13 protein-coding genes and 1 pseudogene are annotated in these 12,730 nt (G+C 60.8%); 4 read left to right on the top strand and 10 right to left on the bottom strand.

Annotation, left to right across the window (positions count from 1 at the left end):
* Positions 1 to 17: 17 nt before the first annotated feature.
* Positions 18 to 1,436 (top strand): FAD-dependent oxidoreductase, encoded by a 1,419-nt coding sequence (locus tag CAG25_RS04190; protein ID WP_007909438.1) that lies wholly within the window; start codon positions 18 to 20, stop codon positions 1,434 to 1,436.
* 269 nt (positions 1,437 to 1,705) lie between these two features.
* Positions 1,706 to 2,773 carry a uroporphyrinogen decarboxylase gene (hemE, locus tag CAG25_RS04185; protein ID WP_007968321.1) on the top strand — a complete coding sequence of 356 codons (1,068 nt, stop codon included), beginning with the start codon at positions 1,706 to 1,708 and terminating at the stop codon, positions 2,771 to 2,773.
* Between the two features lie 71 nt (positions 2,774 to 2,844).
* Here the strand turns inward: hemE and CAG25_RS04180 are convergent, their stop codons facing one another.
* From CAG25_RS04180 to CAG25_RS04170, 3 genes are all read right to left on the bottom strand, one after another.
* Positions 2,845 to 3,489 (bottom strand): retron system putative HNH endonuclease, encoded by a 645-nt coding sequence (locus CAG25_RS04180; protein WP_085611131.1) that lies wholly within the window; start codon positions 3,487 to 3,489, stop codon positions 2,845 to 2,847.
* Entirely contained in the window at positions 3,486 to 4,754 is a 1,269-nt protein-coding gene (locus tag CAG25_RS04175) for an AAA family ATPase (RefSeq protein WP_085611130.1), read from the bottom strand. The genes CAG25_RS04180 and CAG25_RS04175 overlap by 4 nt, the downstream gene beginning before the upstream one ends.
* A 77-nt stretch (positions 4,755 to 4,831) precedes the next feature.
* The gene (locus CAG25_RS04170) at positions 4,832 to 6,109 is read right to left on the bottom strand and encodes an MFS transporter (protein WP_085611129.1); all 1,278 of its coding nucleotides are present in this window, start codon (positions 6,107 to 6,109) and stop codon (positions 4,832 to 4,834) included.
* 118 nt (positions 6,110 to 6,227) lie between these two features.
* On the opposite strand from CAG25_RS04170, the gene CAG25_RS04165 reads away from it, so the two are divergent.
* Positions 6,228 to 7,124, top strand: coding sequence for a LysR family transcriptional regulator (locus CAG25_RS04165; protein WP_039766450.1), 897 nt, complete (start codon positions 6,228 to 6,230; stop codon positions 7,122 to 7,124).
* Here CAG25_RS04165 and CAG25_RS04160 read toward each other — a convergent pair.
* A pseudogene (locus CAG25_RS04160) lies at positions 7,125 to 7,421 on the bottom strand (excinuclease); the annotation flags it as partial. It lies immediately after the preceding gene.
* An 11-nt stretch (positions 7,422 to 7,432) separates the two neighbouring features.
* On the opposite strand from CAG25_RS04160, the gene CAG25_RS04155 reads away from it, so the two are divergent.
* Positions 7,433 to 7,921 carry a type II toxin-antitoxin system PemK/MazF family toxin gene (locus CAG25_RS04155; protein WP_371857701.1) on the top strand — a complete coding sequence of 163 codons (489 nt, stop codon included), beginning with the start codon at positions 7,433 to 7,435 and terminating at the stop codon, positions 7,919 to 7,921.
* 209 nt (positions 7,922 to 8,130) lie between these two features.
* Here the strand turns inward: CAG25_RS04155 and CAG25_RS04150 are convergent, their stop codons facing one another.
* Genes CAG25_RS04150 through CAG25_RS04125 form a run of 6 tightly spaced genes read right to left on the bottom strand, consistent with a single transcriptional unit; the run spans position 8,131 to position 12,699 of the window.
* Complete coding sequence (locus tag CAG25_RS04150) at positions 8,131 to 8,571, bottom strand: hypothetical protein (RefSeq protein ID WP_064592917.1); 441 nt, start codon at positions 8,569 to 8,571, stop codon at positions 8,131 to 8,133.
* A 20-nt stretch (positions 8,572 to 8,591) separates the two neighbouring features.
* Positions 8,592 to 9,827: a beta-ketoacyl-ACP synthase gene (locus CAG25_RS04145; RefSeq protein WP_085611127.1), complete on the bottom strand. Its 1,236-nt coding sequence runs from the start codon at positions 9,825 to 9,827 to the stop codon at positions 8,592 to 8,594.
* Positions 9,827 to 10,555 (bottom strand): 3-ketoacyl-ACP reductase FabG2, encoded by a 729-nt coding sequence (locus CAG25_RS04140; RefSeq protein ID WP_085611126.1) that lies wholly within the window; start codon positions 10,553 to 10,555, stop codon positions 9,827 to 9,829. Before CAG25_RS04140 ends, CAG25_RS04145 begins: the two co-directional genes overlap by 1 nt.
* The gene (locus CAG25_RS04135; protein WP_085611125.1) at positions 10,548 to 11,027 is read right to left on the bottom strand and encodes a hotdog family protein; all 480 of its coding nucleotides are present in this window, start codon (positions 11,025 to 11,027) and stop codon (positions 10,548 to 10,550) included. Before CAG25_RS04135 ends, CAG25_RS04140 begins: the two co-directional genes overlap by 8 nt.
* On the bottom strand, positions 11,024 to 12,220 hold the full coding sequence (locus CAG25_RS04130) for a beta-ketoacyl-[acyl-carrier-protein] synthase family protein (protein WP_085611124.1): 1,197 nt from the start codon (positions 12,218 to 12,220) through the stop codon (positions 11,024 to 11,026). Before CAG25_RS04130 ends, CAG25_RS04135 begins: the two co-directional genes overlap by 4 nt.
* A complete protein-coding gene (locus CAG25_RS04125; protein ID WP_085611123.1) occupies positions 12,217 to 12,699 on the bottom strand; it encodes a hypothetical protein in 483 nt (160 codons plus the stop codon). The genes CAG25_RS04130 and CAG25_RS04125 overlap by 4 nt, the downstream gene beginning before the upstream one ends.
* Positions 12,700 to 12,730: the final 31 nt, after the last annotated feature.

Below are 12,730 nucleotides of genomic sequence, written 5' to 3'. Positions count from 1 at the left end.
TTGATGAGGTTTTAACAATGGCTGAACGTCTGAATAACGACTTCCAGTTCATCGATGTCGGGCGCAAGGATCCGAAGAAGAAACTGTTGCGTCAACGCAAGAAAGAGTTCGTGGAAATCTACGAACCGTTCAAACCCCAGCAGTCGGCCGACCAGGCCCACCGCTGCCTGGGTTGCGGCAACCCGTATTGCGAATGGAAGTGCCCGGTGCACAACTTCATTCCGAACTGGCTGAAGCTGGTGGCCGAGGGCAACATCCTCCAGGCCGCCGAGCTGTCGCACCAGACCAACACCCTGCCGGAAGTCTGCGGCCGGGTGTGCCCGCAGGATCGTTTGTGCGAGGGTGCCTGCACCCTTAACGACGGCTTCGGCGCGGTGACCATCGGTTCGGTCGAGAAGTACATCACCGACACTGCGTTCGCCATGGGCTGGCGCCCGGACATGTCCAAGGTCAAGCCGACCGGCAAGCGTGTCGCGATCATCGGCGCGGGCCCGGCGGGTCTGGGTTGTGCCGACGTGCTGGTGCGTGGCGGCGTGACCCCGGTGGTGTTCGACAAGAACCCGGAAATCGGCGGTCTGCTGACCTTCGGCATCCCCGAGTTCAAGCTCGAGAAGACCGTGCTGAGCAATCGCCGCGAAGTCTTCACCGGCATGGGCATCGAATTCCGTCTCAACACCGAGGTCGGCAAGGACGTGACCATGGAGCAACTGCTCGCCGAGTACGATGCCGTGTTCATGGGCATGGGCACCTACACCTACATGAAGGGCGGTTTTGCCGGTGAGGACCTGCCGGGCGTTTATGACGCGCTGGACTTCCTGATCGCCAACGTCAACCGCAACCTGGGCTTTGAAAAGTCGCCGGAAGATTTCGTCGACATGAAAGGCAAGAAGGTCGTGGTGCTGGGCGGCGGCGACACGGCGATGGACTGCAACCGCACGTCGATCCGCCAGGGCGCAAAATCGGTGACCTGCGCCTATCGTCGTGACGAAGCAAACATGCCCGGCTCGCGCAAAGAGGTGAAAAACGCCAAGGAAGAAGGCGTGAAATTCCTCTACAACCGTCAGCCGATCGCTATCGTTGGCGAAGACAAGGTCGAAGGCGTGAAAGTGGTCGAGACCCGTCTCGGCGAGCCGGACGCCCGTGGCCGTCGCAGCCCCGAGCCGATCCCGGGCTCCGAAGAGATCATCCCGGCCGACGCCGTGGTCATCGCTTTCGGTTTCCGTCCGAGCCCGGCGCCGTGGTTCGAACAGTTCGAAATCCAGACCGACAGCCAGGGCCGCGTCGTTGCGCCCGAGCAAGGTCAGTACAAGCACCAGACCAGCAACCCGAAAATCTTCGCCGGTGGCGACATGGTGCGCGGTTCCGACCTGGTGGTGACGGCGATCTTCGAAGGTCGCAATGCGGCTGAAGGGATCCTGGATTACCTGGGCGTCTGATTACATTTCAACCTGAAATGCGATCAAAAATGTGGGAGCGGCGGTGCGACGATTCGACTTGCTCGCGAATGCTTTGTATCAGTCACCTGATGTATTGACTGACACACCGCTTTCGCGAGCAAGCCCGCTCCCACATTGGTTTCCGGGTGTTGCTGAAATCCGCCAAATCATTGCGACAAATTGACCCGATAGACAAAAGGCTGACCTGCATCCGTGCCTTTTGCGTCGCGCTCTGAGAAAATGCCCGCACTTTTTTTCCGGATGCCGACATGACTGCCCTGAAGAACGACCGTTTCCTCCGCGCCCTGCTCAAGCAACCCGTAGACGTCACCCCTGTGTGGATGATGCGCCAGGCCGGCCGCTACCTGCCGGAATACCGCGCCAGTCGAGCCCAGGCCGGTGATTTCATGAGCCTGTGCATGAATCCGGAATTCGCCTGCGAAGTCACGCTGCAACCGCTGGACCGCTATCCGCAACTGGACGCGGCGATCCTGTTCTCCGACATCCTCACCATTCCCGATGCCATGGGCCAGGGCCTGTACTTCGAGACCGGTGAAGGTCCGCGCTTCAAGAAAGTCGTCAGCACCCTGGCCGACATCGAAGCCCTGCCGATCCCCGATCCGCACAAAGACCTCGGTTACGTGATGGACGCGGTCAGCACCATCCGCCGCGAACTGAACGGCCGTGTACCGCTGATCGGTTTCTCCGGCAGTCCGTGGACCCTCGCCACGTACATGGTCGAAGGCGGCTCGTCGAAAGACTTCCGCAAGACCAAGGCGATGCTCTACGACAACCCGCAAGCCATGCACCTGCTGCTGGACAAACTGGCGCAGTCGGTGACTTCGTACCTCAACGGCCAGATCCAGGCCGGTGCGCAAGCGGTGCAGATCTTCGATACCTGGGGCGGCAACCTGTCGGCGGCGGCGTATCAGGAATTCTCCCTGGCCTACATGAAGAAAATCGTCAGCGGCCTGATCCGCGAGCACGACGGTCGCAAAGTGCCGGTGATCCTGTTCACCAAGAACGGCGGCCTGTGGCTGGAAAGCATCGCCGAGGCCGGTGCTGATGCGCTGGGCCTGGACTGGACCTGCGACATCGGCAACGCCCGCGCCCGCGTGGGCGACAAGGTCGCGCTGCAAGGCAACATGGACCCGACCGTGCTGTACGCCAAGCCGGAAGCGATCCGCACCGAAGTCGGGCGCATCCTCGCCAGTTACGGCAAAGGCAGCGGCCACGTGTTCAACCTCGGCCACGGCATCACCCCGGAAGTCGATCCGGAGCACGCTGGCGCGTTCCTGCGTGCGGTGCACGAGTTGTCGGCGCAGTATCACGAGTAATCGGCGCTCAGCTCTAATAGTAGAAAACAAAAACGCCCGGCTTATGCCGGGCGTTTTTGTTTGCGATGGGTTTAGCGACCGAGGAGTTGTTCGGCGTAGCGGGCGATGATGTGGTCGAAGGGTTTTTGATTGGGAATCGCGGTATTTCTGATCGCCGTCACCAACCGCTCAAGCTCTTCCTCGCTGACGTGCATGACGAACTCATCATCGAAGAGGCGGCGGATTGTGTCCTGACGTCGATTTTTGAGATAGGCGATGTCTAACGCCAGCACTTCAATCATCTTGGCAGCAGGAGGGTCTTCAGCGTTTTTCGGTTGGATTTCGCCGGTTCGCAGATATCGGAAACGCTGTTCACAATTCTCGTCGGTGGGAGAAATGTGTTGGTTTTCGTCGAACCAGTTGCCTTTCTTATGGCCGCAGTGCAACGGGTTGCCGGGTTTGGTTTCTCGCAGGCAGGAGGCATGAAGGTTGTGAAAATCCAACGCTAGCTCTTCAAAATGCTCTTGTGGTCTGAAGTGCTCGATATGGCTGGTCGAGGCATCTATTTCCCGGCCGCAATAACAGCAGAAGAAGCCTTGCTCCTTAAGCAGAGCATTATGCAAATCCCGCTTTTGCGGGTTTTGTAGCGTTGGGTAAGTTGGACTCCACTCGTCGTTCGCCGAGTTTTTCCAATCTGTAAATGAAGCTGGTTCAGTTCCTTTGAGCACTCGCTTCATTTGCCGAGAATCTCCTTGCGCCTGATCAGTGCTTCGGCGCCGGCAAATTCCGGTAGGTCGGGGGCTTTCTTTTTCAGCGCCTCAAGTTGTGACTTTGCCTTTTCGAGGTCGTTGTCTTCCAACGTGGAAAAAAGTTCGGACAGCAGATCTTCGATTTCTGGTTCGCGCTGCGTAACGCCCATTACCTCTTCAAGCACGCTGCTGGAATCCAGACCGTAGGTGACCCGCGGATGAGTCGGATCTCCGTTCTGCAACACGATCACTTCCTCAGGTTTCAGGCTGCCGATGATTTGCGGGGAGTGGCTTGCAGCGATGAACTGGACTTTGGGGAATGCCTGTCTCAGCGATGGCACGATGCTGCGTTGCCAGGCCGGGTGAAGGTGGATGTCCAGTTCGTCGATGATGACCACCCCGGAGGTGTTCTTCAAAACGTCTTTGCCCATTTGGGGGTTGAGGATGCACATGCGGCGGGCGATATCTGCGAACAACGCAATCATCCCGCGTTGACCGTCGCTAAGCTCATTGAAAGGAATGGTTTTTCCATCCAAGTCGATTAACAAGCTTTGCAGCCTGAGGTCGTAGCGCAAATTTTGTGCGTGGGGTATAGCGCGCTCAATCGCAGTGTTTACCCAGTAAAGTTCGTCGTCGAACTCAAGTGACTGAGTATTGGAGTCAAGAAGGTTCTGCATCCGCTCCAGCGTTCTGCCGATTAACCAGCTTTCAAAATCTCTGAGATCCGCAACCGCATCGAACCAGTTAACGTAGGCATCGAAGCGCGAGACGCGCTGTTTTGCGGCGAACTCAGCAGATACTCCCACCCCCTGCCAGCGGCGATTGGATCGGTAGAAAGCAAGCACAGGCAAATCGACCTGAATGGCCAAATTTATTTTCTGTTGTAGTTTTTCTATCTCTGCGTCGAATACTGAATCTACAAGATGGGGCAAGTCTTCTGCATCTCGTTTCAGAACCCAGTCTGTAGCTCCGAAGAAGCTGCCTATGCCATGTACCAGTAATGGGAACTTGCGCTCGAAGCGGCTTCTGTTTTCAAAACGATCTATGACAAAACGAATGTCTTCATTTTTTATAGAGGTCTGACTTGGCTTCATAGCATTGCCAAGTTCGATGAACGAAACGGCAACCGCCTGCAACAACGACGTCTTCCCGCTCCCATTAACTCCCACCACCAGATTGAATCCCGGCTGAAAGTCGAACGTGGCATCTTCGTAGCAACGAAAATTCTGAATGTGGAGACGGTCCAGGCGCATTCTGGCTTCCTTTACCAAAGCAGGTGAATGCCGTCAGTGTACCTTGGCCCGTGATTACCGCTAGGGCGCAGTTGTGGCTAAACCTTTTCGCCACCCCCCAGCGGCGGCAACTTCGCCAGCTTCAACGCCACCAACAGTGCCACCAGCAACAGCGCGCCGATAAACAGCCCAATCCCGTTCCACCCGGCCATGTGCCAGAACACCCCGCCCGCTGTCCCGGCGATGCTCGACCCGGCGTAATAGCTGAACAGGTACAACGACGACGCCTGGCCCTTGGCCTTGAGCGCCCGGCGGCCGATCCAGCTGCTGGCGACCGAGTGGGCGCCGAAGAAGCCGAAGGTGAAGATCAGCATGCCGATGATCACCAGCGGCAGCGGTGTGAACATCGTCAGGGCGAGGCCGGCGAACATCAGGGCGATGGTCGCCCACAGCACTTTGCGGCGGCCCAGTTTGTCGGCCAGCGAACCGATTTTTGCCGAGCTGTAGATGCCCGACAGATACACCACCGACAACAGCCCCACGAACACTTGATCCATGTGATACGGCTCGGCCAGCAGGCGGTAACCGATGTAGTTGAACAGGGTGACGAACGCGCCCATCAGCACGAACGCCTCTAGGAACAGCAGCGGCAGGCCGGCATCGCGAAAGTGCATGGTGAAGCCGTCGAGCAGGCTACGCGGATGCAGCGAGCGGGAGCGGAAGTTGCGCGACTCCGGCAGGATCTTCCAGAACACTGCTGCGGCGATCAACGCCAGGCCGCCGATCACCATCATTGCCGTGTGCCAGCTGACGAAGTCGATCAGCACCCCGGTGATCAACCGCCCGCTCATACCGCCAATCGCGTTGCCGCCGATGTACAGACCCATCGCCAGACCGATGTGCTGCGGATGGATTTCCTCGCTCAGGTAAGTCATGGCCACCGCCGCCAGGCCACTCAATGACAGCCCGATCAGCGCACGCATGATCAGCACGCCATGCCAGCTCGGCATCATCGAACTGGCGATGGTGCACAGCGCCGCGGCAAACAGCGCGGCGACCATCACCGGTTTGCGCCCGACCCGATCGGAAATCGGGCCGGTGATCAGCAGACCGAACGCCAGCATGCCGGTGGCCACCGACAGGATCAGGCTGCTCTGCGCGGCGTTGATCGAATATTCGTGGGACAGCAGCGGCATCATCGGCTGCACGCAGTACAGCAGGGCGAAGGTGGCGAAGCCGCCGCTGAACAGCGCGAGTACCGTGCGCATGAACGCGGGCGTACCTTTCTCGATGTAGATCTCTTGCAGTTCGGTCAGTACATCGTCCGCCGCAGCGGGCGGAACTTCATGGGCCAGTGGAGCGACGGCGGTTTTCACATCAGACCTCGGAGGGCGCAGGCAGGCAGGCAATGAAAAAATCATATAGCTGGCTAATGTTTCTATCCAATATATTGTTCGACCTGTTTGATAGCTTTAACGACCTAATGGGGTGTTCATGGAATTGCGTCATCTGCGCTACTTCATCGCCGTCGCCGAAGAACTGCACTTCGGTCGCGCCGCACAGGTGCTGGGGATCTCCCAGCCACCGCTGAGCCAGCAGATTCAGGCGCTGGAACAGGAAGTCGGCGCGCGACTGTTCGAGCGTACCAATCGTCGGGTCGAGCTCAGCGAGGCCGGGCGGTTGTTTCTGGAGGAAGCGCGGCTGGTGCTGGCTCAGGTCGATAAAGCGGCGGACGTGGCCCGCCGCGCGCAGCTTGGAGAACTGGGGGAGCTGAAGATTGGCTTCACCTCATCGGCGCCGTTCAACTCGACCATTCCCCAAGCGATTTTTTCCTTCCGCCAACGCTTCCCGGCGGTGCATCTGAACCTGCGGGAGATGAGCAGCACCATGGTGGCCGACGCGTTGGTGGACGAATCGATCGAGGTCGGCATCATGCGACCGCTGGGCCTGCCGGATTCGCTGAGCGTGGTCGAACTCATGCGCGAGCCATTGGTGGCCGTGCTCAGCTCCAAACATCCGCTGGCGCAGGGCTCTGAAGAGGGGCTGTTCCTCTCGGCGCTGGCCCTTGAGCCGTTCGTGTTCTTCCCGCGCAGTTACGGCAGCGGACTGTATTCGCAACTGATCAGCCTGGCCCGCGATGCGGGGTTCAGTCCGCACTTCGCCCAGGAGGCCGGCGAAGCCATGACCATCATCGGGCTGGTGGCAGCCGGTCTGGGCGTGTCAGTGATGCCGGCGTCGTATCAGCGGATGCGCATCGACGGCGTGGTCTATCGACCGCTGCTCGATCCCGAGGCCGTGACGGCGGTGTGGCTGGTGCAGCGCAAGGACCAGAAATCGCCGATGGCCAAGGCGTTTGTCGAACTGCTCACGCGCAAGGTCGAAGCCGGTTGATCAAGGCAGCCGCACCAGATCACCCTTCAACGCCACCCGCGTGACAAAGATGCCGGCCCGACATTCGTAAGTGTTCAGATCCTTGCGCACATGCTGGTCGTAGTAGCTGACGATGTTGGTCACCGCATTCGCCCCGACACGCTTGGCCTCGGCCTGCAGCGCAATCAGATTCGACTGCAACACCCACTCGCAGGAGTCGTGATCGCTCTTGTTGAAGCCGTTGGTCTTCAAGTCACTGATCACTCCGCGCTGCAACAACCGCTGAGTGCCTTGAGGCCCGTTGCCGACCAGATAAAACGTTGTGGTGCATGGATTTGGTTGGTTTGGCTCCGTACATTTCGAGTAACGGAACTGTCGTAGGGAATATGGCCGTTGTTGCGCAAAATCAGTTCTTTTTCAAACGAGTGTCACGGATGCCACTTCGATATCAGCCTAAGGAGGGCAGCGTTTTGATTTGCGATTTCAGGGGTTATGAAATCCCCGAGATGGTCAAAGTCAGACCTGTTGTTGTGATACGTAAACATCGAACCAACAGCCTATTGGTAACAGTAGTGCCGCTGAGTACCACCGCCCCTGATTGCTTGCTCGGGCACCATCTTGAACTTGCAAGTCACCTTCAGGGAGCCAGCCCGACCTGTTGGGCAAAGTGCGACATGATTGCCACGGTCAGTCTTTCGCGGCTTGATCGGATCAAAAGCCGTGATCGGCAAGGCAAGCGCATTTACTTGATCTCACATCTTGCAACAGACGAATTTCACGCCATTAAAACCGCAGTCAGACGGGCGTTGGGACTGTGATGGCAACGGAAGTGGCGCATCGAAGCCAAATGCCAGCCGTTGCTCGACATGAGGTTTCAGGCAATACTGCCGGCGTTCCCGAAAGGGGCTTGTGAGACTCTGAGGATCCTGGGCAACCAGCCATCGCAGAGCCAGACAGGTGACAGGCGATGACAAGCCAACCTGTTTGTGAAAGGGCGCCGAAAGGCGCCCTTTGTCGTTTCCGGCCGTTACTTAACCGTCGCCAGATCGCCCTTCAACGCTACGCCGGCCATGATGGCGCCCGCGTGGCATTCGTAGGTTTTCGCATCCTTGCGCTCGTTGCTCTTGTAGAAGCTGACGATGTTGGTCACGGCGTTGGCGCCGGCATTTTTTGCGGCCTGGTGCAGGCTGATGATCGCCGATTGCACGACCCACTCGCAGGCTTCCTGGTCGGTCTTGTTGAAGGCGTTGGTCTTTTTGTTGGTCACGGCGCCGGGGCTGACAACGGTGACTTTGCCAGCCGGGGCGTTGCCCGCCAGATAGAACTTCACGCTGCCATCGATCTTGCCGGTGCGGGTCGCTTCGGCGACGGCCTTGTCGAACGGCAGATAGACCGCCGTGTCACGGGCCTGACTGACGGCCGGCAAGGCGCAGATGAGCAGGGTGGCAGCGAGTTTCTTGAAGTGCATGAAGGTCTCCTTGACCTGGATTAATTCGGTTGGGGCCAGCGGCGGAAGATCAGCGAGGTGTTGACCCCGCCGAAAGCGAAGTTGTTGTTCATCACGTATTCGTGGCTCATCTGTCGGAACTCGCCGCGCAGGTAGTCGAGCTTGCCGCAGTGCGGATCGACCTCGTCGAGGTTGAGCGTGTGCACGTACAGGTCGCGGTTGAGCATCTCGATGCTGAACCACGATTCCAGCGCCCCGCAGGCACCGAGGGTGTGGCCCAGGAAGCTCTTTTGCGAACTGATCGGCATGCGTTCGCCGAACAGAGCACTGGTGGCCAGGGTTTCGGCGACATCGCCCTGTTCGGTGGCGGTGCCGTGGCCGTTGACGTAGCCGATGACGTCCGGCGCAAGGCCTGCGTCTTCCAGCGCCAGTTCCATCGCCCGGCGCATGGTGACTTGTTCGGGGCGGGTGGTGTGCTGGCCGTCGGCGTTGCTGCCGAAGCCGACGATCTCGGCGTGAATGTGCGCACCGCGCGCCAGGGCATGTTCCAGCTCTTCAAGCACCAGCATGCCGCCGCCTTCACCGATCACCAGACCGTCGCGGCCCTTGTCGTAGGGGCGTGGCGAGGTATGCGGTGCATCGTTTTTCAGGCTGGTGGCGTACAGCGCGTCGAACACCATGGCTTCGGTTGGGCACAGCTCTTCGGCGCCACCGGCGAGCATCAGCGGCAGGCGGCCGAACTTGATCGCCTCGTAGGCATAACCGATGCCCTGGCTGCCGCTGGTGCAGGCGCTGGAGGTCGGGATCAAGCGGCCGGTGAGGCCGAAGAAGATGCTGATGTTCGCCGCCGTGGTGTGCGGCATCATCCGCACGTAGGAGTTGGCGTTGAGGCCTTCGGCCACCGAGTTGAGCAGCATGTTGCCGAACGCCTTGATCTCGTCGGTGCTGCCGGTGGACGAACCACAGGCCACGCCCATGCGCCCGTCCTTGATCGATTCGTCGCCGAGCAGGCCGGCGTCGGCCAGCGCTTTTTCCGCCGCGCCGACGGCCAGCCGCGAAACACGGCCCATGCTGCGCAGCTGTTTGCGTGTCCAGTGCGCCGGCACCTGGAAATCATCGATGGGCCCGGCCAGGCGCGTGTTGAGCTCGCTGAAGCGATCCCACTCGTCCATCCGGCGAATTCCGCTGCGGTTGGCGGCGAAATTGCCGGCGATGGTGTCCCAGTCGCTGCCCAGCGAGGTAATGCCGGCCATGCCGGTGACGACGACGCGCTTCATCAGCACAAGCCTCCGTTGACCGCCAGCACCTGGCGGGTGATGTACGACGCTTCCGCCGACATCAGGAAATTCACCGCACCGGCCACCTCTTCAGGCGTGCCCATGCGTTGTGCGGGGATCATTTTCAGCAGTTCTTCCACCGGCACGTTTTCATCCAGCATCGCCGTATCGATCAGGCCCGGCGCGACGCAGTTGACCGTGATCTTGCGCTTGGCCAGTTCGATCGCCAAGGCTTTCGCGGCGCCGATCACGCCGGCCTTCGAGGCGCTGTAATTGACCTGACCACGGTTGCCGATCAGCCCCGACACCGAGGTGATGCACACGATGCGACCAGCGGCGCGGCGGCGGATCATCGGCATCATCACCGGGTGCAGGACGTTGTAGAAACCGTCGAGGTTGGTGCGCAACACCACGTCCCAGTCATCGTCGCTCAGGGCCGGAAACGCGCCGTCGCGGGTCAGGCCGGCATTGAGCACCACGCCGTAATAGGCGCCGTGGGCTTCAACGTCGGCTTCGAGGATGGCTTTGCAGGTTTCGCGATCCGCCACGTCGAATTGCAGGATGCGCGCGTTGCGCCCGAGCGCTTCGACTTCGGCTTTCACCGCTTGCGCGTCGCTCACGCCGCTGCGGCAATGCAGAACGATATCGTGGCCGGCGCTGGCCAGACGCAGGGCGATGGCGCGGCCGATGCCACGGCTGGAGCCGGTGACCAGGATGGATTCAGTCATCGTTCGACTCCTTGTTGGTTTCGTCGCGGGATTGTTCCAGATAGTCCGCCGCCTGCGGCGGGCGGAACACGTTCAGCCGGGCGCTGGCCTCGATGCCGGGCGCGTTGATGTGGCATTCGAATACGCCCATGCCGTTGTCGTCTTCCAGCGAGCGCAGGCCATGGATGGTCAGTTCGCTGCCAACCGGAAAGGCCGCCACATTGCATTCGAACTTGCGTGTGCCGAGCAGAAAGCCCAGCTCCACCGGGTTGCCTTTCTGCCGCGCATGGCAGCCGGCGAACGCGGCGACGCTTTGCGCCATCAGCTCGACGCCGACCCAGGCCGGCAGGCTGCCGTCGGGCAGGCTGAACAGGCCGCCAGGCCGGACGGTGAGGGTGGTGTGGATCTGTTCGTCGTCAAAGCTCAGGATCCGGTCGATCAGGATCATGTCGCCAGCGTGGGGCAGCAGTTCGGCGAGCGGCCAGTGGCTCATGGGGCGTCTCCGATAATCAGGCTGACGTTATTGCCACCGAAGGCAAACGAGTTGCTCATCAGGTAGCGGGGTGCAATGGACGCCAGGCGTTCGCTTGCGGTCACCCACTTCAGCGCTGGCAGGTCGGGATCTGGTTGGCCATCCCAGACGTGCGGCGGCAAGGCGTTGTCGGGGTTGTCGGCACTCAGGCTCAACCAGCAGAACGCCGCTTCCAGTGCGCCGGCGGCGCCGAGGGTGTGGCCGGTCATCGGTTTGGTCGAGGAACATGGCACGCCTTCGGGAAACAGGGAGGCGACGGCCAGACTTTCCATCGCGTCGTTGTGCTGGGTCGCGGTGCCGTGCAGGTTCAGGTAACTGATGTCGCCGGCGTGCAGATGGGCTTGGTCGAGCGCCTTCTGCATCGATTGCAGGGCGCCACGGCCGGTCGGTTCCGGTGCGGAAATATGGTGCGCGTCGGAGCTGGCGCCGGCGCCGAGCAGGGCGATGCCCGGCCCAGCACCGCGCTGTTTGCTCATCACGAACAGCACCGCCGCTTCGCCGATGTTGATGCCGTTGCGGTTGGCGGAAAACGGATTGCAGCGCTCGTCCGACACCGCTTCCAGCGCACTGAAACCGTTGAGGGTCAGTTTGCACAGGCTGTCGACACCGCCGCACAGCACCGCGTCGCACAGGCCCAGATCGAGCAGGCGTCGGGCGCTCATCAGCGCGCGTGCGCTGGAGGTGCAGGCAGTGGAAATCACATAGGTCGGGCCGCTCAGTTGCAGCCAGTCGGCGAGGAAATTCGCCGGGGCGCCGAGTTCCTGTTGCCGGTAGTCGTAATCGGCCGGGAACTGTTGGTCGCGAATGTAGTGCGCAAGGCCTCGGCTGGCTTCGTCGATGCCCGAAGTGCTGGTGCCGAGCACCACGCCGATGCGCTCGCGGCCGTAAGTCTGGATCGCCTGCTCGATGTCATCGCGAATCTGCAACGCGGCTTCCAGCAGCAGTTGGTTGTTGCGGCTGCGCTGGTCGGCCAGCGCCTCGGGAATCGGCGCCAGATCGCCGTGCACGGCGGCCACCGGCAGTTCGCGCTCCGGCACCCAGCCGGACTCGCGGCGCATGCCCGAACAGTCGCCGGCAAACAGGTTGCGTGCCACGGCTGGCTTGTCGCGCCCCAGGGCGCAGATCACGCCAAGGGCATTGAGGTAGGCGGTCATGACGTCGGTTCACCGAGTGGCGTTACGCGATAGTGCGGGCCTTGTGGCAGGTTCAATTCGAAGCTCAAGGGTTGGGTGTAGCGGATGTCCCAGCGCGCTGGCAGGGAACGTTGGCCGCCCTGTTGCTGCGCGTCGGGGTAGTTGCGCGACAGCTCGCCCGCTGGAGTCAGGGCGAACAGCAGCGCGGCGAACAGCTCCCGGGCTTCCGGGTTGGGCGGCAGCAGGCCGTCGGCCTGCCAGTGCCCGTCGATCAACTGCTGACGCGCCTGGGGAATGCCCAGCGGATCCATCATCGACCAGCGGATGCCGGGCCCTTCACGCTGAATTACCAGCAACCAGTCTTGCTGCTGTCCGGCCAGGTGCCGCTCGATATGCAATTGCAGGGGCAGCGGCAGGTTCGGGTTGCCGGCCGGCAGCGGCGCCTGACTGGCGCAGGCACCGAGCAGGCTGATGCAAGCCAGCAGAATAAGTCGTATCACCGCGGAAAATGTGGGAGCGAGCCTGCTCGCG

It is taken from the genome of Pseudomonas sp. B16(2017) (assembly GCF_002113205.1).
GTDB classification, from domain to species: Bacteria; Pseudomonadota; Gammaproteobacteria; order Pseudomonadales; family Pseudomonadaceae; genus Aquipseudomonas; species Aquipseudomonas pharyngis.
This window is presented reverse-complemented; position numbering and strand designations above follow the sequence as displayed.

Excerpts from the sequence above, each read along its gene's own strand:
- CAG25_RS04190 (WP_007909438.1), top strand. The coding sequence starts at position 18 with ATGGCTGAACGTCTGAATAACGACTTCCAGTTCATCGATGTCGGGCGC.
- hemE (WP_007968321.1), top strand. The coding sequence starts at position 1,706 with ATGACTGCCCTGAAGAACGACCGTTTCCTCCGCGCCCTGCTCAAGCAA.
- CAG25_RS04180 (WP_085611131.1), bottom strand. The coding sequence starts at position 3,489 with ATGAAGCGAGTGCTCAAAGGAACTGAACCAGCTTCATTTACAGATTGG.
- CAG25_RS04175 (WP_085611130.1), bottom strand. The coding sequence starts at position 4,754 with ATGCGCCTGGACCGTCTCCACATTCAGAATTTTCGTTGCTACGAAGAT.
- CAG25_RS04165 (WP_039766450.1), top strand. The coding sequence starts at position 6,228 with ATGGAATTGCGTCATCTGCGCTACTTCATCGCCGTCGCCGAAGAACTG.
- CAG25_RS04155 (WP_371857701.1), top strand. The coding sequence starts at position 7,433 with ATGGATTTGGTTGGTTTGGCTCCGTACATTTCGAGTAACGGAACTGTC.
- CAG25_RS04150 (WP_064592917.1), bottom strand. The coding sequence starts at position 8,571 with ATGCACTTCAAGAAACTCGCTGCCACCCTGCTCATCTGCGCCTTGCCG.
- CAG25_RS04145 (WP_085611127.1), bottom strand. The coding sequence starts at position 9,827 with ATGAAGCGCGTCGTCGTCACCGGCATGGCCGGCATTACCTCGCTGGGC.
- CAG25_RS04140 (WP_085611126.1), bottom strand. The coding sequence starts at position 10,555 with ATGACTGAATCCATCCTGGTCACCGGCTCCAGCCGTGGCATCGGCCGC.
- CAG25_RS04135 (WP_085611125.1), bottom strand. The coding sequence starts at position 11,027 with ATGAGCCACTGGCCGCTCGCCGAACTGCTGCCCCACGCTGGCGACATG.
- CAG25_RS04130 (WP_085611124.1), bottom strand. The coding sequence starts at position 12,220 with ATGACCGCCTACCTCAATGCCCTTGGCGTGATCTGCGCCCTGGGGCGC.